Origin of the sequence: Aurantiacibacter rhizosphaerae, from assembly GCF_009807005.1 — a bacterium.
GTDB lineage: Bacteria > Pseudomonadota > Alphaproteobacteria > Sphingomonadales > Sphingomonadaceae > Alteraurantiacibacter > Alteraurantiacibacter rhizosphaerae.
On sequence record NZ_WUBR01000001.1, the window covers coordinates 827,979 to 847,948 of the forward strand.

The window sequence follows — 19,970 nt, forward strand, 5'->3', positions numbered from 1 at the left end:
AGGGTGCTGATTGGCATGAGCAATTCGTGAGCAATGGCTGAAAACCTTCCGCTCCGCCGCGTGATTGCATAAGGATTGGCGCACGATGCACAGCGCCCTGCCGATCCTCTATTTCAAACCTTTTGCACTGGACCGTGCGAACCGCCGCCTTTTGCGCGACGGGGAGGAGCTGGATGTGGGCAGCCGCTATTTCGATGCGCTGGTGCTGCTGGTGGAGGCGCGCGGTCAACTGGTGACCAAGGATCGCTTCATGGAGGAGGTGTGGCGCGGTGTGCCTGTAACGGACGAGGCACTGACGCAGTGCATTCGTTCGCTACGCCGCGCCCTTTCGGATGATGCCGCAGCTCCGCGGTTCATCGCCACCGTACCCAAGCATGGCTATCGCTTCGTCGGCGAGCTGTACGATGGAGAGGCGCTCGACACACCCAAGCCTGATACCACCGCACCTGACGAGACTTCGCTTGCCTTGGGATCTGCGGGCCGACTTGCTGCCTCATCAACCCTAGGCGGCGCGATGGCGGGATTACTGGGCGGCGCGTTTTACGCAGGGCTGTTATCCATGGCGGTGCCGGAAGATGGCAGCGCGGTCTTTCTTACCGTCCTGTCCTTATGCCTGGCGGTGGGCATCCTTGGCGGCGCGGGCGTGGGGATCGGCATGGCGCTGCTGACGGGCGCTCGCGGGGTGAGAGCTTTCACCTTGGTCGCAGGCGGCGGAGCGGGCGGCCTGGTGGTGGGCGCGCTGGGCAGGCTGCTGGGGCTGGATCTGTTTCGCGTGCTGGCAGGCGTTGGCATCGGCCCTGTCACGGGCTTGCTGGAAGGCGCGATAGTGGGGATGCTGGCGGGCGGCGGCTGCGCGCTGGTAATGCGGTACGGGCCACGCATTGGCGCAATTCTGGCAGGCCTTGTGGGCGCAATCGGCGGCGCTGTGCTGGCGCTGGCGGGCGGCCGCCTGATGGCGGGGAGCCTGCTGCTGCTGGATCGGTCGCTGGAAGGCTCCCGCCTGCAACTTGACAGGATGGGAACGCTGTTGGGGGAGGGCGAGTTCGGCACGGTAAGCCTGATCCTCAGCGCCGGGCTGGAAGCGGCGGTATTCGTTACCTGCGTGGCATTGGCCGTCGGGAAGGTGCGTTCGTTCTAACAAGAAGGGCGGCACCTTTCGGCACCGCCCATCCGTGTTTCAAAGCCTTTGCTCTTACCGCTCGTTGCGGCGCACCGGCTGATCTTCCGGCGCGATGGAGATGCGCACGGTTTCGCCGGAATTGCCGGGGAAGTCCGTAAACATCGCCTCTACCAGGTTTGGCACAAGGTACTGCATCCGGTCAGACGTGGAGGCAGCTTCGGCCTTGCCTTCGAACAGGCGCTGGCCCGTTGCCGCATCATCGATCTTCAGATCGATACCGCTGGTATAGACAGTGTAGCTGGTGACATCCGGCCCGCGGTTGAAGAACGGATCGTGCCAGCCAAAGCCCCATCCGCGATCGCGGACATAGGCGACGCGCGTGTTACCGCGGCGATCGCGGAACACCACGGGGCGGGCATAGCTGCGCCACGGGCTGTAGAACGGATCGGCATAGCCATATCCGAAACCGGTGGAGCGAATACGCTCCCGACCCTGGTCGACACCGTAATCAAAGCGCACCAGCAAAGTTGCATCTTCGGCGGAAGCAGCCTGCACATAGCCCAGCTGTGCCATTTCATCCTCTACCTCGTCTGCATAGAGCGAGAATTCAAGGCCGCCGGCCAAGGCAGGATCGTCAGCCACCACGAAGAAGCTCTGGCCCTGCGGCGCAGGAAGCTGGCTTTCGAAGCGCGACACATCGGCGCGGAAGGGCGTGGCACATGCTGCAAGACCCAAGGCCAATGCAGGGATGGTGGCAAGCTTCGCACCTTTCAGGGAAAACAGCGATGTAAGCATGTTGTATCTCTCAATTATAAGGGTTCGGCGCGTGGTCCCTCACTGCCCGACGCGCATGAATCTCTGCGATGGAATGTGCAATAGCAAGGGCCAAGTGAACCGAAGTTGAACTGTATCTGCCGGAAAATCGTTCCAATTCAGTAACAAGCAGCCGATCTTTTTACCGTTCGTTAGCCTGCCCTGTTTTAGGTTTGAACCATCATAAAGGGGGTGATCATGGCATTTTCCGCAGATGACAGCAGCCGCATCAGTCGCAGCGGCTACTGGAAGCATTTCTTCATCAACGTGGTGGCGGTGCTTCTCCTGATTGGCGTTGCTTTTGGCTCTCTTGCCTCCGGTGCATGGGTATTTGCCATCATTGCCGTCCTGCTGATCGTGCCCGTGGGCATCTATTTCCGCGTGGTGATGATGCGGCGCTGCCGCGATATCGGCTGGCCGCCAGCATTGCCGTGGATCACCTTCGGGTTGGGCGTTGTCGGCGGCATGTTCAATTTCGAGGGTTACGCCAGAATGGACATGGACGTCCTGTTGGGCGGATCAGCCTTGTCCTCCCTTGTCTCGCTGCTGGATTTTGCCCTGATGATCACCCTTGGCAGCGTACGGGGACGCGACGGGGCGAATTATGCGCAGGTTTTTGGCGAAGGTCCGGCGCAGGCGAACATGCGCACCGGGCCGCGCGCCGCATCCGATTTCGGCGCGCCTGCCCCCAGTGTGGCCACGGGAGACGGCGATGCGATGGATGATGCAATCGCCCGCGCAGTGGAGAACTATCGCCGCACCGGCTCTGCCGTGCCCAACCTGACGCAGGCGAACGCACCCTCGCGTTCCACGCCGCGCGCAGCACCGCCGTCACGCGCCACAGGGTTCGGTCGCAAGATGATTTAGCCGCGCACCAGGCCCAGTGCCTGGTAGGCCGCATCCAGCGTGGGCGTGCCCAGTTCGCGCGCCTGTGCGGCACCGCGCGCAAGGATGGCATCCAGCTGCTCGCGATCGTCCTTCAGATCCACGAAGCGATTGCGGATCGGGCCAAGCGTTTCCACCAGCACCTCTGCCAGCGCAGGCTTGAACTGGCCGAAGCCCGCGCCGCCATGCTGGGCCAGCACATCTTCGGGCGTGGTATTCGCCAGCGCGGCATAGATGGTGACCAGGTTGAGCGCTTCGGGACGGTCTGACAGGCCTTCAACCTCGCTGGGCAAGGGTTCGGGATCGGTCTTCGCCTTCTTCACCTTCTGCGCCATGGTGTCGGCATCATCGGCCAGCGCGATACGGCTCATTTCCGATGGGTCGGACTTGCTCATCTTCTTCGATCCATCGCGCAGGCTCATGATGCGTGCGGCGGCAGGAGGGATGAAGGGATCGGGCAGGGTGAATACCGGCTCGTCTTCAGAAGCGAAGTCGTTGTTGAACTTTTGCGCAATATCGCGCGCCAATTCCAGGTGCTGTTTCTGGTCCTCCCCCACGGGCACATGCGTGGTCTGGTACAGCAGCACGTCGGCCGCCTGCAGCACGGGATAGCTGAACAGGGCGGCGGATTGCCCTTCGCGGTTCTTGCCCGCCTTGTCCTTCCACTGCGTCATGCGGTTCAACCAGCCCATGCGCGCCGTGCCCATCAGCAGCCATTGCAGCTCTGCATGGGCGGGAACCTGCGCCTGGTTGAACAGGACGCAGCGCGACGGATCAAGCCCGCAGGCGACCAGCGCGGCCGCCATTTCCAGTGTGCCGGTGCGCAATTCGGCGGGATCGTGCGGCTGCGAAATGGCGTGCAGATCGGCCAGGAAGAACAGGCAGCGGCCATCGGCATCGATCTCGTCCTGCATCTTCACCCAGTTCCGGATCGCGCCAAGGTAATTTCCAAGATGCAGATTTCCGGTGGGCTGGATTCCCGATACGACGATCATGACGGTGTTGGCTCTCTCTTCTTCATAAACAAGGCGATTCTGTCGCGGCTGATCGCGCCGATGGCGAAGGCAACCCCGAAGTAGACGATGATGGCAAGCGTAACCAGCAGGCCAAGGGCCAGCAATTGCACCACGATATTCATCGTGTAGACCTGCGCTAACAGGTCACGCGTGTAATACAAACAACCGCCCATGGCAGCCGCCGCGATAAGCTGGCGCAGCAGGCGCCCGATCAGCGGCAGATCCACGCGGTAATAATCGCGCACCCGCAGCACGGCAAACAGGATGGCAGCGTTCAGCCATGCCCCGATAGCGCTGGCAGCCGCCACGCCCTGCACGCCGAAACGCTGAAGGAATGCGATGTTGAAGGCGATGAACACCACCAGCGCGGCCAGCGCGGCGTAGACCGGGGTGCGCGTATCGCTGCGGGCATAGAAGCTGGGCACCAGCACTTTCACCAGCACATAGGCGGGAAGGCCCGCCACCAGCACCGCCAGCACGCCGCCGGTCATGGCAGAATCAGCGGCATTGAAACGGCCCCCGCCAAAGATGACGGTGACAAATGGCACAGCGCACACCGCCAGCGCCACTGCGGCGGGCAGGGTCAGCAACATGCCAAGCTCTATCGCGTTGGACTGGATGCGGGCCGCACCCTGCTTGTCCTTCGCGCCCACGAATTTGGACAACGTGGGCAGGATCGCGGTGGAAAGCGCAATGCCGATGATACCCAGCGGCAACTGGTTCAGCCGGTCTGCATAATTCATCCAGCTGATCGCGCTGCCTTCCAGCTGGTTGAGGAAATAGACCTGCAACAGCGTGTTGATCTGGTAGGCCCCGCCGCCAATGGCCGCGGGCAGGGCGATGATGCCCAGCCGCTTAACCTCCGGGGTTAACCGGGGGCGGGTGATCCAGCGCGGGCGAAAGCCCTCCACATGCGCCCAGTATAGCAGCCAGCCGAGTTGCAGCACGCCCGCCACGGGGATGGCCCAGGCCACCACATAGCCCATCGCCTCCACGCTGCTTTCAACGCCATGCGTCCATTCCACGCCCAACAGGGCGGCGATCAGCACGATGTTGAGGATGATGGGAAAGCTGGCCCCCGGCCCGAAGCGGGAGACGGAATTCAGCATCCCGGTCAGCAAGGTAACGATGCTGACGAGGAAGATGTAGGGGAACATGATCCGCGCGAAATCGACCGAATAGTCAAAAGTGGCAGGATCGATGGGCTTGTCCGACAGCAGCCAGATCACGCCCGGCATGGCGATTTCGAATATGGCCGTCAGCGCGATCAGCACCGGCACGAAGACGGAGATAACGTCCTGAGAGAAGGTGCGGGCCTGCGTCAGCCCATCATCGCCCGCTTCATCCGTGGGGGCATGCAGCCGTTTGGAGAACATCGGCACAAAGGCCGCCGAAAAAGCGCCCTCGGCAAACAGGCGGCGGAACACGTTGGGGATGATCAGCGCCTGAAACCAGGCATCCGTCACTTCATTGGCGCCCAGCACGCGCGCGAAAATCATCTCGCGCGCCATGCCCGCCACCCGGCTCACCATGGTGAGAGAGCCGATCGTGCCGACGTTCTTGAGCAGGCTCATGGTGTCAGCCGCCCGCTGTCAGAAGGTGGTTCAGAACTCGCCGCCGGCGGGCATTGTGCCAGCCGGTGCGCCGCCCTGGCCCTCTTCCGCGGCGCGCTGCTGCTGCATGCGCTGCACGTAAAGGCCGTTGAAATCGATGGGGTCCAGCATCAACGGGGCAAAGCCTGCATCGCGGATGGCATCGGACACCACGCGGCGGGCGAAGGGGAACAGCAGGCGCGGGGCCTCTGCATAGGTGAAGGCGTGCATCTGCGCTTCGTTCATGTTGCGCAGGCCCACCAGGCCGCAGAAGGCCAGGTCCACGATGTAGGCAGTGCCCTGTTCCATCTTGGCGGTGACGGTGATCTTCAGTTCCACCTCGGTCACATCGTCGCTGGCAGGCTTTGCACCGATGTTGAACTGCACGTCCATCTGCGGCTGATCTTGCCAGCGGTAGGACTGCGGCGCATTCGGGTTCTCTACCGACAGGTCCTTCACATATTGCGTGATGACGCCTGCGACAGGTGCTGCATCGCCGCCGCCATTGGCTGGGGCTGCATCGTCGAGATTCTTGAGAACGTCGCCTTCGTCGGCCATATCGGTGTCGTCTTTCGCTACGGGTTAGGCGCGCCGGATTCGCGCGCGAAATAAGCTCGGCGCGCGCCTATCACCCCTTTACCCCCGCTGCAATGCCGGGACGAAGTGTTGCTGGCATGCTTCAGGGATACTTAAGGCGTGGTTGTTCATTTGATATTGGTACCTATTTCAGCCACAATGCAAATTACAGCCTGCCAGGATTGAAGTACGCAGGCGGAACGGGAAAATTGCGTGATCGTAGAAATCGTCATCCTCGCCATGATTGCTGCCTTTCTGGGCATGCGCCTGTATTCGGTGCTGGGCCGACGGGCGGAGCATGAGGAAGAAGTGATTCCCACCAACCGTTTCGAACGTGGTGACGAAGAAGCGCCGCCGCGCGCGATGACGCAGCCTGCTGGCGATACCGCGCAGGGCGACCGCACGATTGCAGGGTTCCCGCCCGCCATCGAGATGGGCCTGCGCGAAATTTCCACCGCTGATCGCAATTTCGAACTGCTCGGCTTCCTGGAAGGTGCCAGGGGCGCTTATGAAGTGGTGCTGGAAGCTTTCTGGCGCGGCGACAAGGAAGAGCTGCAGGCATTGTGCGACGATGATGTTTACGAAAGCTTCGCCGCCGTGATTGACGAGCGGGAAGAGGCCGGCATCACCATGGACAACCGCCTGATCCGTATCGAGGACGTCACCGTCCATTCCGCAGAGCTGGACGGCAAGATCGCACGCATCGCGCTGCGCTTCGTTTCCGACATCGCCAGCGTCAGCCGTAACAAGGAAGGCGCCGTGGTTGCCGGATCGCTGGACGATGCGGTGGAGAGCCGCGACATCTGGACCTTCAGCCGCGATATCCGCAGCGACGATCCGCAGTGGCTTCTCGACGAGACCGACCAGGGCTGATAGCGGCCCGGCGCGTGAAACATACGCGCCTTCTTGCCTGCCTTGCCACGCTCACGCTGATAGCGGCGTGTTCGCGCATCATTCCGCCCGGCCAGCCGCAATTGCCGCAGCAACCAGTGGCGGCCAATGCGGCCAGCCTCGGCCTTGCCGCCGGTCCATCCTTCAATTCCCTGTCCATAGGCACGCAGGACGCGGCGAGTGCGCTGGACGCGTTCGCCAGCAGTTGCAGCGTGGCGCGCAGCCGTAGCGACCTTTCCGGTCTGACTCGCCCGCAAGACTGGGCAGCCCCTTGCGATGCCGCCGCCACCTGGCCGCGCGGCGATGCCAGGAATTTCTTCGCAGGCTATTTCACGCCTGTGCGCGTGGGTGATGGGCAAGGTTTCGCCACCGGCTATTTCGAGCCGCAGATCGTCGGCAGCCGTATTCGCCGTCCCGGCTTTGACGTGCCCGTATATGGCGTGCCAAGCGATCTTGAACGGTGCTGGCGTGATGACACTCCGGCATCGCAGCGCGAAGGCCGTGCCCCGCTGTCGCGCCGCACGCCGACGGGCGAGTGCGTGCCTTATTACACCCGCGCCGAGATAGAGGATGGCGCGCTTTCCGGGCGCGGGCTGGAAATCGGCTGGGCGGCGGACCCGGTGGAATTCTTCTTCCTGCAAATCCAGGGCTCCGGCCAGCTGATCGCGCCTGACGGCAGCGTGACGCGCATCGGCTATGCCGGCCAGAACGGCAGGGGCTATACGGGTATCGGTGGCCTGATGCGCGAGCGCGGCCTGTTGGGAGACGGGCCGGGCCAATATGCCGGATCGATGCAGGGCATCATGCAATACATCCGCGAAAACCCGGCGGCAGGCGCTGCGCTGATGCGCGAGAACGAGAGCTGGGTGTTTTTCCGCGTTCTGGAGGGACCGGGGCCGATCGGCTCCATCGGCGTGCCCGTATCGGCGGAGAACAGCGTGGCGGTGGACCCGAATTTCGTACCCTATGGCGCGCCCGTTTTCCTCGATCTGGACCGGGACGTGGCAGATGGCCTGTGGGTGGCGCAGGATACGGGTGGCGCCATCAAGGGCGCGAACCGGTTCGACACGTTCTGGGGCGCCGGATCGCGCGCCCGCGAAGTGGCAGGCGGCATGAGCGGGCGCGGCGCTGCGCTGGTGCTGCTGCCCCGCGCCTCCGCGCAAAGGCTTGGACTCGGAGCGGCGCGATGAGCCGCCCACCGCGTGGGCTATCGGCAGAGGAAAGCGCGCTGTGGAGCAAGGTGGCTGCCACGGTAAAGCCGCTTGAAACGCGCCCCGCGCCGAGGCCCGAAACCGTAAAACCCGCGCCGCCCGCGCCCATCGCGCAGCCAAAGCGGCTGAAGGGGCGCGTGCCCGCTCCGCTGCCGCGAAAGCCTGCGACGCCCGTGCCTGCGCCGTCTCCCAAGGCCAGTCCCGGCCTCGATTCGCACTGGGAGCGCCGCCTCGCCCGCACCGGCACCGATCCCGATTTTACGCTGGACCTGCACGGCCACACGCTGGAGCAGGCCTACCGGCGGCTGGATGCGGGATTGATGCAGGCGAAGGCGATGAATGCGCGGCTGGTGCTGGTGGTGACGGGCAAATCCCGCCCGGTGGATGCCGCAGACCGGGGTGAGCGGCGCGGCGCGATCCGCGCCAAGATCCTCGACTGGCTGGCCGCCGGTGCCCATGCATCGGACATTGCCGCCATAAGGAAAGCGCACCGCCGCCACGGGGGCGAGGGTGCGCTGTATCTGGTGCTGCGGCGGAGACGCTGAGGGCCCCATCCCAGCAGGCTTTGGCCCAGCAGCCCCTAGCCCAGAAGCATGGTGTTCATCAGGCGGCCGGGGATGGCGAAGGCCACCACGCCGGGGATCATCAGCGCGGTGAGATAGGTGAACACCAGGTGCTTCTTGTGCCCGGCGATATCGCCCTTGCGCGCCGTGGCGACCGTCTTCCACGCGGCGTGGAAGGTGACCGGCACGAAGATATGAATGAAGCTGAAGCCGCCGCTGGACTGGATGAAGATGGCGCTGGTGGCGGTGATCAGCATCAGCACCAGCCACACCTTGCCCAGCTGCTTGTGCAGCTTCGTGCCCTTCTTCGCCAGCAACAGATATCCGCCCAGCGGAATGGCGGGAAGCACGCTGACAACGTGGATGATGACGGGCAGCTTGGCATAATGGTGCAGATTATCCACCAGGCCGAATGCCGCCCGGCCCAGCGCGATCACTACGAAGAAGCACATGGTGAAGCAGGTGATCGACACCAGCGTGCGGGCCACGGGGCCGATATCGAAACCGGACTTTGCAGCGGTGGCCGTCGCGGTGAAGGGCAGGGTCAGGGTGGTCATTTGCAGTCTCCGTCAAACGTGTTGAGACCGTTCTGGCCGATGCCCGTTTGCGGGCAATCGCGAAACCGTGAATGGCGCACCGCCTTCGTGAAAAGCGCGCATTTGCGGGCGATTGCCACTTTACGATACGTGAAGGGGCAGTAGTCTGGTTGCCGATGGACACCTCTTCACCCCGAAATGGCGCACGGCTGATACGCCAGATCATCATCGATATCGCGGTGCTGCTGGGTATTGGCGCGGTGCTGGGCGTCTTGGCGCCGCTGGGCACGGGTTATATGAGCCTGGCCGCCCGCATGGCGTACTGGATGGTGCTGGCCGTGGCGGGTTACGCTTTCTACAAGCCCATCGGCGCCATCGTGCTGCAACTGGGGCCGAAGCTTGATCTGCCGAACTGGTTCCTGTGGGCGGCATCGGTCGTCATCGCCTCTGTGCCGATGGCGATACTGGTGTGGTTCGTGAACGAGGGGCGCGGGCCTGTGCGCATACCTTCACTGGAGGTGGCGCTGGTGCATTACTTCTTTGTACTGGTGGTGGGCGCGGTGATCACGATCATGTTCAACCTGCTGCCAATCACCCGTGCGATGGGCGCGCATGCACAACCTGCCGCCCAGGCTCCGGCTGCATCGCCGCCGCCTCCTGCGATCGAGACGCCCGCCCAACCCGCAGGCCCGCGCTTTCTGGAGCGGTTGCCTGCCGAGATCGGCACGGACCTGATCGCGCTGGAGATGGAGGATCATTATGTGCGTGCCCACACCGCTCTAGGTAGTGAGCTGGTGCTGATGCGGATGCGCGATGCCGTGGCGGAGCTGGACGGGATCGCAGGCGAGCAGGTGCATCGCAGCTGGTGGGTGGCACGCGGCGCAGTTGCCGATGTGAAGCGCGACGGGCGCAATGTGCGTCTGGTGCTGGACAACGGGGTGGAGGCACCTGTCAGCCGCGCCAATGTCTCTGTGCTGAAGGACCGCGGCTGGATCTGATCCGCCCACGAAAAAGCCCCCGACATTGCTGCCGGGGGCTCTTCATGTTGGCGGGCCGTCTTTAGAAGCGGCCTGCGTCCATCACCTTGGTCCATGCGGATACGAAGGTCTTGAGGAATTTCTCCTCGCCGCCGTTCTCAGCAAACACTTCCGAAATGGCGCGGAGTTGCGAGTTCGATCCGAAGACGAGATCGGTGCGCGTGGCGGTCCACCGCTCCTCGCCCGTCTTGCGGTCCTTGCCGACAAATTCCTCGTCGCCGCTTTCGTCCACAACGTCCCACTTCGTGCCCATGTCGAGCAGGTTCACGAAGAAGTCGTTGGAGAGCGTGCCGGGCCGATCCGTCAGCACGCCGATGGAATTGCCGTGCTTGGCATGCTTGCTGACAGCACCCAGCGCCCGCATCCCGCCGACCAGCGCGGTCATCTCCGGGATGGAGAGGCCGAGGAGGTGGGCCTTGTCCACCATCATGTCCTCGGTCTTCACGCTGGCCTTCGTCTTCAGGTAGTTGCGGAAGCCGTCGGCAAAGGGCTCCAGCGGCTCGAAGCTCTCGGCATCGGTCTGCTCGTCCGTGGCATCGCCGCGTCCGGTGGAGACGTTGACGGACACCGAGTGGCCGCCGTCCTTGGCCGCCTTCTCGATGGCCGCAGCGCCCGCCAGCACGATGGCATCGGCCATGGAGATACCGCCGCGCAGTTCGTCCAGCTTGGACAGAACCTTAGACAGTTCCTGCGGATCGTTCGCCGCCCAGTCCTTTTGCGGGGCCAGCCGCACGCGGGCACCATTGGCACCGCCGCGATGGTCCGAATTGCGATACGTCGAGGCCGAGGCCCAGGCCGCCTTCACCAGTTCGGAAACCGACAGGCCGCTATCCATCACCTTGCTCTTGAACGAGGACACATCGCTGTCCGATGGCACGCTGCCTTCGGGCACCGGATCCTGCCAGATCAGGTCTTCCGCGGGCACTTCCGGGCCCTGGTAGCGGGCCTTGGGTCCCATGTCGCGGTGGGTCAGCTTGAACCACGCACGGGCGAAGGCATCGTCCAGCGCGGCCTGATCGTCACGGAAGCGCTCGGAAATCTTGCGATATTCCGGGTCACGCTTCAGCGCCATATCCGCGGTGGTCATGATGGTGGGCACCTTTTTCGAAGGATCTCGCGCGTCGGGCGCCATGTCTTCGGGATCGGGATTGATCGGCGTCCACTGCTTGGCCCCTGCCGGGCTTTCCGTCAGTTCGTATTCGTATTTGAACAGCAGGCGGAAATAGTCGCCGCCCCATTGGGTGGGGTTGGGCGTCCACGCGCCTTCGATGCCGGAGGTGGTGATATGGCCGTCGCGGATCTGGTCCGCATCGGTCGCCCAGCCGAAACCCTGCAGCGCAAGTGCTTCACCCTCGGGCGCGCCCGATAGCTGGTCTGCCGGAACGGCGCCGTGGCACTTGCCAAAGGCGTGGCCGCCGGCTGTCAGCGCAACGGTTTCCTCGTCATTCATGGCCATGCGAGAGAAGGTTTCGCGCATGTCGCGGGCCATGCCTTCCGCGTCGTGCGGATTGCCGCCGGGGCCTTCGGGATTGACGTAGATGAGGCCCATCTGGATCGCTGCCAGCGGGTTATCCAGCGCCTTTCCTTCATCGGGAATGATGCGGGTTTCGACGCCTTGGTCCACCCACTGTTCCTCGGTGCCCCAGTAAACCGTCTCCGGCTCGAACACATCCTCGCGTCCGCCGCCAAAGCCGAACACGGGGCCGCCCATGCTTTCAATGGCGACATTGCCAGTGAGCACGAACAGGTCGGCCCAGCTGATGTTCTTGCCGTATTTCTGCTTGATCGGCCAAAGCAGGCGGCGCGCCTTGTCGAGGTTGCCGTTGTCAGGCCAGCTGTTGAGCGGGGCGAAACGCTGCTGCCCGCTGCTGGCACCGCCGCGCCCGTCGCCCGTGCGATAGGTGCCTGCCGCGTGCCACGCCATGCGGATGAAGAAGGGGCCGTAATGGCCGTAATCGGCTGGCCACCACTCCTGATCATCCGTCATCAGCGCCTTGATATCGGCCTTCAGCGCGTTGTAATCCACCGTGTTGAAGGCTTCGGCATAATTGAAATCCTCATCGAGCGGATTGGCGGATTTGCCGTCCTGCGTGAGGATGTCCAGCTGCAGGGCATCGGGCCACCAGTCGCGGTTGGTGCGCCCCAGCAGGCTGCGCGTGCCGCCGTTGCCACTGAACGGGCATCCTCCGGAAATTGAACCAGTTTCAGCATCCATATCTGTTTCCTCTCACATGTTATTCGACTCAATAATGATCGAAGAATGCGCGTGATCCTGTAATTCGTCCAATCGATAAGTTGGCATGCATTGATCGAATAGTGCGTTCACTGAGGAAGCCGTCGTAGGTCAGAACGAAAAGACCCGGCACTGCACGAGGCAGCGCCGGGTCTTTTCAATATCAGGAAGGTGGGAAGGGGGCTTATGCAGCCTGCGCCACATCCTCTGCCGCTTCGTTGCGGATCAGGTAATCGAAGGCGGAAAGCGCTGCGGCAGAGCCTTGGCCCATGGCCACCACGATCTGCTTGTACGGCACCGTGGTGCAATCGCCTGCGGCAAACACGCCAGGCAGATTGCTGGCGCCCTTGCTGTCGATCACGATCTCGCCATGCTTGGAAAGCTCCAACCCGCTATCGGCCAGCCATTCGGTGTTGGGCACAAGGCCGATCTGCACGAATACGCCTTCGAGTTCGACATCGTGTTCCTCGCCCGATGCGCGATCCTTGTACACAAGGCCGCCCACGCGATTGCCGTCGCCGGTAATCTCGGTCGTTTGCGCGTTCACAAGAACATCGACGTTTTTCATGGAGCGCAGCTTGTCCTGCAACACCTGATCGGCGCGCAGGGCCGTATCGAACTCCACCAGCGTCACATGGCCCACGATACCGGCAAGGTCGATCGCGGCTTCAACGCCGGAATTGCCGCCGCCGATCACGGCCACGCGCTTGCCCTTGAACAGCGGGCCATCGCAGTGCGGGCAATAGGCCACGCCCTTGTTGCGATAATCCTGCTCTCCCGGCACGCCCAGCGCTCGCCAGCGGGCACCGGTCGACAAGATCAGGCTGCGCGCTTTCAGCACGGCGCCGTTTTCCATGTGCAATTCGTGCATGCCGCCGGGATTGCTTGCAGGCACCAGCGTCTTTGCGGTGGCAAGGTTCATCAGGTCGATAGCGTCCTGCGCCTTCACCTGCTGTTCCAGATTGGTGGTGAGCTTGGGGCCCTCTGTATATTCAGTGCCCGGCAGGTTCTCGATACCCAGTGTATCATTCAGCTGGCCGCCAAAGCGTTCTGCCGCGATACCGGTGCGAAAGCCCTTGCGCGCGGTGTAGATGGATGCGGCAACGCCGCCGGGGCCGCCGCCCACCACCAGCACCTCGAACGGGTCCTTCGCGGAAAGTTTCTCGGCCGCCTTGTCACTGGCGCCGGTGTCGACCTTGGCCAGCACCTCTTCCAGGCTCATCTTGCCGTTGAAGAAGGGGACGCCGTTCAGGAAGGTGGCGGGCACGGCCATCACGTCGCGGCTGTCCACCTCGTCCTTGAACGTGCCGCCTTCGATCAGCGTGGCAGTGATGCGCGGATTGGTGAGCGCCATCAGGGTGAGGGCCTGCACCACGTCAGGGCAATTGTGGCAGGAAAGGGAGAAATACATCTCGAACTCGAGGTCTTCTTCCAGATCGGCGATCTGGTCGATCACGTCCTGCTCCACCTTGGGCGGGTGGCCACCGGCCCACAGCAGGGCCAGCACAAGCGAGGTGAATTCATGCCCCATCGGCAGGCCCGCAAAGCGGACCCACTTGGTGGCATCGGACGCGCGCCGTATCACGAAGCTGGGCTTGCGATCATCGGTGCCGTCGAACTGAGCCGTCACCTTGTCATGCAGGGCGGCGATCTCTTCCAGCAGCTCTCGCGTCTGGGCGGATTTGTCATCATCGCCCAGCGAGGCGACGAGTTCGATAGGTTCGCGCAAGTTCTCAAGATAGGTCTTGAGCTGCTGCGTCATGGTAGCATCGAGCATGATTGTCTCTTTATCGGGGGCGGAAAAAAGGGGCGAAATAGAAAAGCGATGGAGACCCGGAGCGGGGAGGAGGGGGGGGGCCGCCCCGGGTCTCTTCGCGACCCGACACGGCAAAGCCGTCATCGGGAAGGGCGCGGCGGCTCTAAGGGCCGCTCGCGCAATTGGTTACGGCTTAGATCTTGCCGACGAGGTCGAGCGAAGGAGCCAGCGTGTCGCTGCCTTCTTCCCAAGCGGCCGGGCATACCTGGCCGGGGTTTTCGCGAACGTATTGTGCGGCCTTGATCTTGCGCGTCAGTTCGTTGGCATTGCGGCCCACGCCTTCACAGGTGATTTCCATGATCTGGATCACGCCATCGGGATCGATCACGAAGGTTGCACGGTCGGCAAGGCCCATTTCCTCACGCAGCACGTTGAAGTTCTTGGCCAGCGTGTGCAGCTGGTCACCCAGGAAGGGGAACTTCAGCTTGCCGATCTTCTCGGACGTGTCGTGCCATGCCTTGTGGCTGAAGTGCGTATCGGTGGATACGCCGTAAACTTCCACGCCCATGCCCTGCAGCATGTCGTACTTTTCGCCCATGTCTTCCAGTTCGGTGGGGCACACGAAGGTGAAGTCGGCGGGGTAGAAGAAGAACACACTCCACTTGCCCTTCAAATCTTCGTCGGTCACGTCGAAGAAGTCCTTGCCGGCCTGGAATGCGGTTGCCTTGAACGGTTTGATCTGGCTGCCAATGATACCCATTGCTGTAATCCTTTTTGTTTATGTGTGTCTGTGAACTCAACGATCGAAATAGGGATTGTTGCGATGCGAAAAAGCGATTTTGTGCGATTGCTAACATCGAAATAATCGATCACAGGCGCGCAAGTTTCCAAAACTGCAACAGGTGTTGCGTTTTGCGCAAAGGGTGGGGCGCCAAGGGCCGCTCAATCGGCGGGGCGGCGCTCTCCGATATGCAGCCATTTGGCCACGCGATTGATGCTGGGCCCCTGCACCACGCTGGACACCAGCACCACGAAGAACACGACGTTGAAGATCGTGAATGCGCCCTCGATCCCGGCCACCATGGGAAAGATCGCCAATACGATGGGCACCGCGCCGCGCAGGCCCGCCCACGATACGAAAAGCATGGTGCGGGTGTCGAAACGGCGGAATGGCAGCAGGCAGCCAAACACGGCAAGCGGCCGCGCCACCAGGATCAGCACCACCGTGATGGCGATACCTTCGCCCATGATCGGCAGCAGGTTGGACGGGGTGAGCAACAGGCCAAGCGTCAGGAACATCACGACCTGCGCCAGCCACGCCAGCCCATCCTGAAACGTGCGCACGATGGGCTTTGCGGCAAAGGCGCGCGTGCCCGCATATACGCCCGCGACATAGACGGCCAGAAAGCCGTTGCCGCCCAGCAGGCTGGCGAAACCGAAAGCCAGCAACGCCCCTGCGATCGACACGACAAAGGCCAGACCGCCCTGGCGCAGGCCCATGCGCTTCAGCCCCTCCGGCAAGGCGTAGCCTGCCACCAATCCCACCCCGGCGCCCACCAGCATCTGCTGGATGAAATCCGGCAATAGCGACAGCGGTGCAGGTGCCGCAGCGCTGGTGAAGGCCAGCAGTGCGGTGACAAGGAAGATCGCCATCGGATCGTTCGAACCCGATTCCAGCTCAAGCAGGGCGGGCACATCGTCCTTCAGATCAAGGTCGCTCGATCGCAGGACGGAGAACACGGCCGCCGCATCGGTGGAGGCAACCACCGCGCCAAGCAGGAAGGCCTGCAGCGGCGCGAAATCCAGCAGCAAAATCCCTGCCAGCGCGACCACGCCCGCAGTGATGCCCACGCCCAGCGTGGCAAGGGCAAGCGCAGGCCCCAGCATCGGGCGCACGGCGCGCCAGTTGGTATCAAGCCCGCCGGAAAACAGGATGAAGGCAAGGCACACGATGCCCACGCCTTGCGTCAACAGGTAATCGCTGAAATCGATGCCGCCCGGCCCCTCTACGCCTGCAAGGATGCCAAGGCCCAGGAAACCAACGATGGCAGGAAACCCGATGCGCGATGTCAGCAGCCCGGCAATGACTGTCAGCGCCAGCAGCAGCCCGGTCAGCAGCATGGCAAATTCGGGGCGGTAGAGTTCCTGCAGCATGACTCAGCAGCGGGTAGGTGGCGAAATCTGTCTTGCCAAGCCCGTCAGACACATTGTGAGCGGGAAGGCGTTTCCGGTCCGCCAGCTAAATGCCAGTAGCAGGAATGGCCCCAGTACCAGAGGTGATCGGTTCGCCCGTCTCTCCCCGTGCGGCAAGCCAGTGTTCGCCGATTATCGCGTCCAGATACGGCGGATCAAACGGGTCAAGGCCGGAGCCTGGATAAAATGTGACTTCACCGAATTTGGGCGCACCGTCGATCTCGTAAAAATCGACCCGCGCAAAGTCGAAGCCCTTGGCCATCACTTCTGCTGCATCCATCATGGCATGAAGGCAGGCAGGCGCTGGCTGCTCGCGCTCTCCCAACATGGAGATCTGCCGCCAGCTTCTGTCATACAATATCCAGCGGTGATGGGCGGCCCGGTCCAGATGGACCTGTACGAAAGTGGCGATGCCGCCGAAAACGTAGATCTTGTAATCCACCGGCAGCCTGCCGCGTTCTCCCAGAAAGGGCTCCACGATGTAGCCGCGCGGAATATCGCGATAGGCCCACTCGTCCAGCCACAGGCCATAGGGGCGCGCGGTCCATTGAATCGCCTTTTGGCGCGCGGCGTCCCAATCCGCTGGTTCATGGCAGACCACGTTCTGGTTGCAGCCATGGGCGGCCTTCAGAATAAAGGGATAGGGCCAGTGCGGCTGATCCGGCAGCGTCGCGCCGGACCAGTAGGTATCGATAACCCACTCATCGCCCAGCGCGCGGCGGACATGCGATTTCACGGCCACCTTGTTCGCCAGCATCGTCATCGCCGGATCGCGGTCCACCAGCTTGCGCTGCTGCACCAGCTCGGAAAAGCGGGTGGGATTGCGAAGATTGGGAAAGCGTCCGTGCCGCCAGGCATAGGTGAGGGCGATACGAACTTTCGAGGACGGAACCAGCCAGTGCGGCAATGCGGGAAGCGATCGTAAGTTCATCAAATGGCAGAACCGGGAATCGCGGCGCGAGTTCCCGTCGCTACTTTAACGAACCTGTCGCCGCGCTATCCACATTGTGCGCGATGGAGCAATTTCTGGTCCGCCAGTACCAGCGCCATCATCGCCTCCACCACGGGCACGCCGCGAATGCCGACGCAAGGGTCATGACGGCCCTTGGTCTGTATCTGCGTCGCCTCGCCCTCGCTGGTGATCGTGTCTACGGGCGTGAGGATCGAACTAGTCGGCTTGAATGCCACGCGGCAGGTGACGGGCTGCCCGGTGGAGATACCGCCCGCAATGCCGCCCGCATGGTTCGCCTCGAACGCCACGCCGCCGTCCGCGCCGGGGCGCATGGGATCGGCATTGGTCTCGCCCGTGTTGGTGACAGCGGCAAAGCCATCGCCGATTTCCACGCCCTTGGTGGCGTTGATCGTCATCATGGCGGCGGCCAGTTCGCTATCGAGCTTGGCATAGATGGGCGCGCCCCAGCCTGCGGGTACACCCTCTGCCTGCGCCGTCACCAACGCGCCGAGGGAGGAGCCGGACTTGCGGGCACCATCCACCAGATCCTCCCACCGGGATACCGTTTCGGCATCGGGGCAGAAGAAGGGGTTGGTGCGGATCGTGGCCTTGTCGAACCGGTCGTAATCCATGGCCACATCGCCGATCTGCTCGACCCAGGCGGTGATTTCGACTTCGGGGATGACCTTTCGCGCAATCGCGCCGGACGCGACACGCGCCGCCGTTTCGCGCGCGCTGGAACGCCCGCCGCCGCGATAGTCGCGAAAGCCGTATTTCGCGTCATAGGTGTAATCGGCATGGCCGGGGCGGTATGCCTTGGCGACCTCCGAGTAATCTTTCGACCTTTGATCGGTATTCTCGATCATCAGGCTGATCGGCGTGCCGGTGGTGCGTCCTTCGAAGACGCCCGAAAGGATGCGAACCTCATCCGCCTCCCGCCGCTGCGTGGTGTATTTGGACTGGCCGGGCTTGCGCGCATCCATGAAGGGCTGAATATCGCTTTCGGTCAGATTGATGCCCGGCGGGCACCCGTCCACCACTACGCCCAAGGCGGGGCCGTGGCTTTCACCCCAGGTCGTAAAGCGAAAAACGCGTCCGAATGTATTCCAGCTCATGCGCGCAGCCTTTGCGCGAAACTTGCGGCCATGTCGAGTAGGGCGCGCCTTTCCTACTTTCGACCCTGCGGCCAATATGGTGGCATGATGACACTTGCGCGCAGCCTGGCTGACACTTCACCGCACAACGTCACGCTTTTTGCGCGCAAGGTGACAGTTTGGCAGCGCCGCGTCACACTTCGGCGCTTTTTGGCGCAGGACACTGTTCCATGTGTTCCACATTAGCGCCGCCCTTGCGGACAAATCGCGGTTTGCACTGGCTTTCGGCGCGCAGGGGAGGCAGGAACAAACCATGATTGCAAAGCTATCGGGCAGGCTGGACGAAACCGGCGAAGACTGGGCCATCGTCGATGTGCAGGGCGTGGGCTATCTGGTCCATTGCTCCACCAAGACTTTGACGGCGCTGGGCGCGGTAGGCGATGCCTGCACCATCCACACCGACCTTCAGGTGAGTGAGAACGACATGCGCCTGCTGGGCTTTGCCGAAAGCGCAGAGCGTGACTGGTTCCGCCTGCTGACGGGCGTGCAGGGCGTGGGGTCCAAGGTGGCGCTGGCGATCCTCTCGGCGCTTTCCACCGGCGAACTGCGCGATGCCTGCGCGGCTGGCGATGCCGCCAGCGTGGCGCGGGCAAACGGGGTGGGGCCGAAGCTGGCGGGCCGCATCGTGAACGAATTGAAGGACAAGGCAGGCGCCATGCCCGGCGCGGCTGGCGGAGTGGGCGGTGGCACCGTGATGCCCGCAGGCGGGGCGAGCGCCGATGCGGTGAGCGCCTTGCAGAACCTCGGCTTCAAGCCCGCCGTGGCAGCACAGGCCGTCGCCCGCGCACAGGAAGAACTGGGCGAGGGCGCCGCGGAAGGCGATCTCATCCGCGTGGCGCTGAAGAAGGCGGCAGGTTAGGAGAACTGACGATGAAGACGATGCTTTGCCTGATCGCCGCCAGCCTGCTGGCCGCTCCTGCCGCCGCGCAGGATAGGTCCACCTTCACCACCGGCCCCGTGTTCGAGGATTTCGGCCCCCATGCGCAGGTGGAGCAGACGCAGCCGCTGCCCGCCGATCTTGCCCTGCGCCACAGCTTCGATGTCGCCGCCGCTGCAGAGGATGGCCGCTTCAACCGCGGCTTCGAAAGCGCGGCGCGCTTCATCAACATGCATAGCGCCAATGGCGTGAACCCTGATCGGATCGACGTCGCCTTGGTGGTCCACGGACGAGCGGTGCAGGACTTGCTAACCGACGAAGCATGGGCCGCACGCGATTTGGAGGGCGATGCAAACCCCGGCGGCGACCACGTGCGCGCAATGCTGGACGCTGGCGTCCGCTTCATCGTCTGCGGCCAGAGCGCGACCGGGCTAGGGGTGGCGAACGAAGATCTGATCCCCGGCGTGGAAATGGCGCTTTCCGCGATGACCGCGCATGCGCTGCTGCAGCAGCAGGGCTATACGGTGAACCCGTTTTGACGGAGGCAGAAATTGGACCCGGATAT

19 protein-coding genes are annotated in these 19,970 nt (G+C 63.0%); 8 read left to right on the top strand and 11 right to left on the bottom strand.

The window, feature by feature from the left end; genetic code table 11:
- Window positions 1-85 precede the first annotated feature (85 nt).
- Window positions 86-1,138, top strand: coding sequence for a winged helix-turn-helix domain-containing protein (locus tag GRF63_RS03905; RefSeq protein ID WP_160484659.1), 1,053 nt, complete (start codon window positions 86-88; stop codon window positions 1,136-1,138).
- Between the two features lie 54 nt (window positions 1,139-1,192).
- Here the strand turns inward: GRF63_RS03905 and GRF63_RS03910 are convergent, their stop codons facing one another.
- Window positions 1,193-1,915: a DUF4136 domain-containing protein gene (locus GRF63_RS03910; protein WP_160484660.1), complete on the bottom strand. Its 723-nt coding sequence runs from the start codon at window positions 1,913-1,915 to the stop codon at window positions 1,193-1,195.
- Window positions 1,916-2,131: 216 nt separating this feature from the next.
- Between GRF63_RS03910 and GRF63_RS03915 the strand changes: the two genes are divergently transcribed.
- A complete protein-coding gene (locus GRF63_RS03915; RefSeq protein WP_160484661.1) occupies window positions 2,132-2,800 on the top strand; it encodes a DUF805 domain-containing protein in 669 nt (222 codons plus the stop codon).
- On the opposite strand, the gene trpS is transcribed toward GRF63_RS03915, so the two are convergent.
- The 3 genes from trpS to secB are packed head-to-tail and all read right to left on the bottom strand — an operon-like array spanning window position 2,797 to window position 5,984.
- Entirely contained in the window at window positions 2,797-3,813 is a 1,017-nt protein-coding gene (trpS, locus tag GRF63_RS03920; RefSeq protein ID WP_160484662.1) for a tryptophan--tRNA ligase, read from the bottom strand. The genes GRF63_RS03915 and trpS overlap by 4 nt on opposite strands.
- Window positions 3,810-5,408 (bottom strand): murein biosynthesis integral membrane protein MurJ, encoded by a 1,599-nt coding sequence (gene murJ, locus GRF63_RS03925; RefSeq protein WP_160484663.1) that lies wholly within the window; start codon window positions 5,406-5,408, stop codon window positions 3,810-3,812. The genes trpS and murJ overlap by 4 nt, the downstream gene beginning before the upstream one ends.
- Window positions 5,409-5,438: 30 nt before the next feature.
- Window positions 5,439-5,984 carry a protein-export chaperone SecB gene (gene secB / locus GRF63_RS03930; RefSeq protein ID WP_160484664.1) on the bottom strand — a complete coding sequence of 182 codons (546 nt, stop codon included), beginning with the start codon at window positions 5,982-5,984 and terminating at the stop codon, window positions 5,439-5,441.
- A 231-nt stretch (window positions 5,985-6,215) separates the two neighbouring features.
- On the opposite strand from secB, the gene GRF63_RS03935 reads away from it, so the two are divergent.
- From GRF63_RS03935 to GRF63_RS03945, 3 genes are read left to right on the top strand one after another with little or no spacing between them, the layout of a single operon-like run.
- The gene (locus tag GRF63_RS03935) at window positions 6,216-6,875 is read left to right on the top strand and encodes a Tim44/TimA family putative adaptor protein (RefSeq protein ID WP_337189604.1); all 660 of its coding nucleotides are present in this window, start codon (window positions 6,216-6,218) and stop codon (window positions 6,873-6,875) included.
- 14 nt (window positions 6,876-6,889) lie between these two features.
- Window positions 6,890-8,083 carry an MltA domain-containing protein gene (gene mltA / locus GRF63_RS03940; RefSeq protein ID WP_160484665.1) on the top strand — a complete coding sequence of 398 codons (1,194 nt, stop codon included), beginning with the start codon at window positions 6,890-6,892 and terminating at the stop codon, window positions 8,081-8,083.
- Window positions 8,080-8,649, top strand: coding sequence for a Smr/MutS family protein (locus tag GRF63_RS03945; protein ID WP_160484666.1), 570 nt, complete (start codon window positions 8,080-8,082; stop codon window positions 8,647-8,649). The genes mltA and GRF63_RS03945 overlap by 4 nt, the downstream gene beginning before the upstream one ends.
- Window positions 8,650-8,684: 35 nt before the next feature.
- Here the strand turns inward: GRF63_RS03945 and GRF63_RS03950 are convergent, their stop codons facing one another.
- Window positions 8,685-9,224 carry a DUF2306 domain-containing protein gene (locus GRF63_RS03950; RefSeq protein ID WP_160484667.1) on the bottom strand — a complete coding sequence of 180 codons (540 nt, stop codon included), beginning with the start codon at window positions 9,222-9,224 and terminating at the stop codon, window positions 8,685-8,687.
- 155 nt (window positions 9,225-9,379) lie between these two features.
- On the opposite strand from GRF63_RS03950, the gene GRF63_RS03955 reads away from it, so the two are divergent.
- Window positions 9,380-10,201, top strand: a complete 822-nt coding sequence (locus GRF63_RS03955) for a LytTR family DNA-binding domain-containing protein (protein ID WP_237392270.1) — start codon at window positions 9,380-9,382, stop codon at window positions 10,199-10,201.
- A gap of 61 nt (window positions 10,202-10,262) precedes the next feature.
- On the opposite strand, the gene katG is transcribed toward GRF63_RS03955, so the two are convergent.
- From katG to aroC, 6 genes are all read right to left on the bottom strand, one after another.
- Window positions 10,263-12,455, bottom strand: coding sequence for a catalase/peroxidase HPI (katG, locus tag GRF63_RS03960; RefSeq protein ID WP_160484669.1), 2,193 nt, complete (start codon window positions 12,453-12,455; stop codon window positions 10,263-10,265).
- A 202-nt stretch (window positions 12,456-12,657) separates the two neighbouring features.
- The gene (gene ahpF, locus GRF63_RS03965) at window positions 12,658-14,250 is read right to left on the bottom strand and encodes an alkyl hydroperoxide reductase subunit F (RefSeq protein ID WP_160484670.1); all 1,593 of its coding nucleotides are present in this window, start codon (window positions 14,248-14,250) and stop codon (window positions 12,658-12,660) included.
- 172 nt (window positions 14,251-14,422) lie between these two features.
- A complete protein-coding gene (gene ahpC / locus GRF63_RS03970; protein ID WP_160484671.1) occupies window positions 14,423-14,989 on the bottom strand; it encodes an alkyl hydroperoxide reductase subunit C in 567 nt (188 codons plus the stop codon).
- Between the two features lie 182 nt (window positions 14,990-15,171).
- Window positions 15,172-16,383: a potassium/proton antiporter gene (locus GRF63_RS03975; protein ID WP_160484672.1), complete on the bottom strand. Its 1,212-nt coding sequence runs from the start codon at window positions 16,381-16,383 to the stop codon at window positions 15,172-15,174.
- A gap of 85 nt (window positions 16,384-16,468) precedes the next feature.
- Entirely contained in the window at window positions 16,469-17,353 is an 885-nt protein-coding gene (locus GRF63_RS03980; RefSeq protein WP_160484673.1) for an ATP-grasp fold amidoligase family protein, read from the bottom strand.
- Window positions 17,354-17,418: 65 nt separating this feature from the next.
- A complete protein-coding gene (gene aroC, locus GRF63_RS03985) occupies window positions 17,419-18,489 on the bottom strand; it encodes a chorismate synthase (RefSeq protein ID WP_160484674.1) in 1,071 nt (356 codons plus the stop codon).
- 292 nt (window positions 18,490-18,781) lie between these two features.
- Between aroC and ruvA the strand changes: the two genes are divergently transcribed.
- Window positions 18,782-19,387, top strand: coding sequence for a Holliday junction branch migration protein RuvA (gene ruvA, locus GRF63_RS03990; protein WP_160484675.1), 606 nt, complete (start codon window positions 18,782-18,784; stop codon window positions 19,385-19,387).
- 11 nt (window positions 19,388-19,398) lie between these two features.
- On the top strand, window positions 19,399-19,944 hold the full coding sequence (locus GRF63_RS03995) for a DsrE family protein (protein ID WP_160484676.1): 546 nt from the start codon (window positions 19,399-19,401) through the stop codon (window positions 19,942-19,944).
- Window positions 19,945-19,970: the final 26 nt, after the last annotated feature.

Bases quoted from the DNA above. Each gene is read 5' to 3' on its own strand.
- GRF63_RS03905 (WP_160484659.1), top strand. From the start codon at position 86: ATGCACAGCGCCCTGCCGATCCTCTATTTCAAACCTTTTGCACTGGAC.
- GRF63_RS03910 (WP_160484660.1), bottom strand. From the start codon at position 1,915: ATGCTTACATCGCTGTTTTCCCTGAAAGGTGCGAAGCTTGCCACCATC.
- GRF63_RS03915 (WP_160484661.1), top strand. From the start codon at position 2,132: ATGGCATTTTCCGCAGATGACAGCAGCCGCATCAGTCGCAGCGGCTAC.
- trpS (WP_160484662.1), bottom strand. From the start codon at position 3,813: ATGATCGTCGTATCGGGAATCCAGCCCACCGGAAATCTGCATCTTGGA.
- murJ (WP_160484663.1), bottom strand. From the start codon at position 5,408: ATGAGCCTGCTCAAGAACGTCGGCACGATCGGCTCTCTCACCATGGTG.
- secB (WP_160484664.1), bottom strand. From the start codon at position 5,984: ATGGCCGACGAAGGCGACGTTCTCAAGAATCTCGACGATGCAGCCCCA.
- GRF63_RS03945 (WP_160484666.1), top strand. From the start codon at position 8,080: ATGAGCCGCCCACCGCGTGGGCTATCGGCAGAGGAAAGCGCGCTGTGG.
- GRF63_RS03950 (WP_160484667.1), bottom strand. From the start codon at position 9,224: ATGACCACCCTGACCCTGCCCTTCACCGCGACGGCCACCGCTGCAAAG.
- GRF63_RS03955 (WP_237392270.1), top strand. From the start codon at position 9,380: ATGGACACCTCTTCACCCCGAAATGGCGCACGGCTGATACGCCAGATC.
- katG (WP_160484669.1), bottom strand. From the start codon at position 12,455: ATGGATGCTGAAACTGGTTCAATTTCCGGAGGATGCCCGTTCAGTGGC.
- ahpF (WP_160484670.1), bottom strand. From the start codon at position 14,250: ATGCTCGATGCTACCATGACGCAGCAGCTCAAGACCTATCTTGAGAAC.
- ahpC (WP_160484671.1), bottom strand. From the start codon at position 14,989: ATGGGTATCATTGGCAGCCAGATCAAACCGTTCAAGGCAACCGCATTC.
- GRF63_RS03975 (WP_160484672.1), bottom strand. From the start codon at position 16,383: ATGCTGCAGGAACTCTACCGCCCCGAATTTGCCATGCTGCTGACCGGG.
- GRF63_RS03980 (WP_160484673.1), bottom strand. From the start codon at position 17,353: ATGAACTTACGATCGCTTCCCGCATTGCCGCACTGGCTGGTTCCGTCC.
- aroC (WP_160484674.1), bottom strand. From the start codon at position 18,489: ATGAGCTGGAATACATTCGGACGCGTTTTTCGCTTTACGACCTGGGGT.
- ruvA (WP_160484675.1), top strand. From the start codon at position 18,782: ATGATTGCAAAGCTATCGGGCAGGCTGGACGAAACCGGCGAAGACTGG.
- GRF63_RS03995 (WP_160484676.1), top strand. From the start codon at position 19,399: ATGAAGACGATGCTTTGCCTGATCGCCGCCAGCCTGCTGGCCGCTCCT.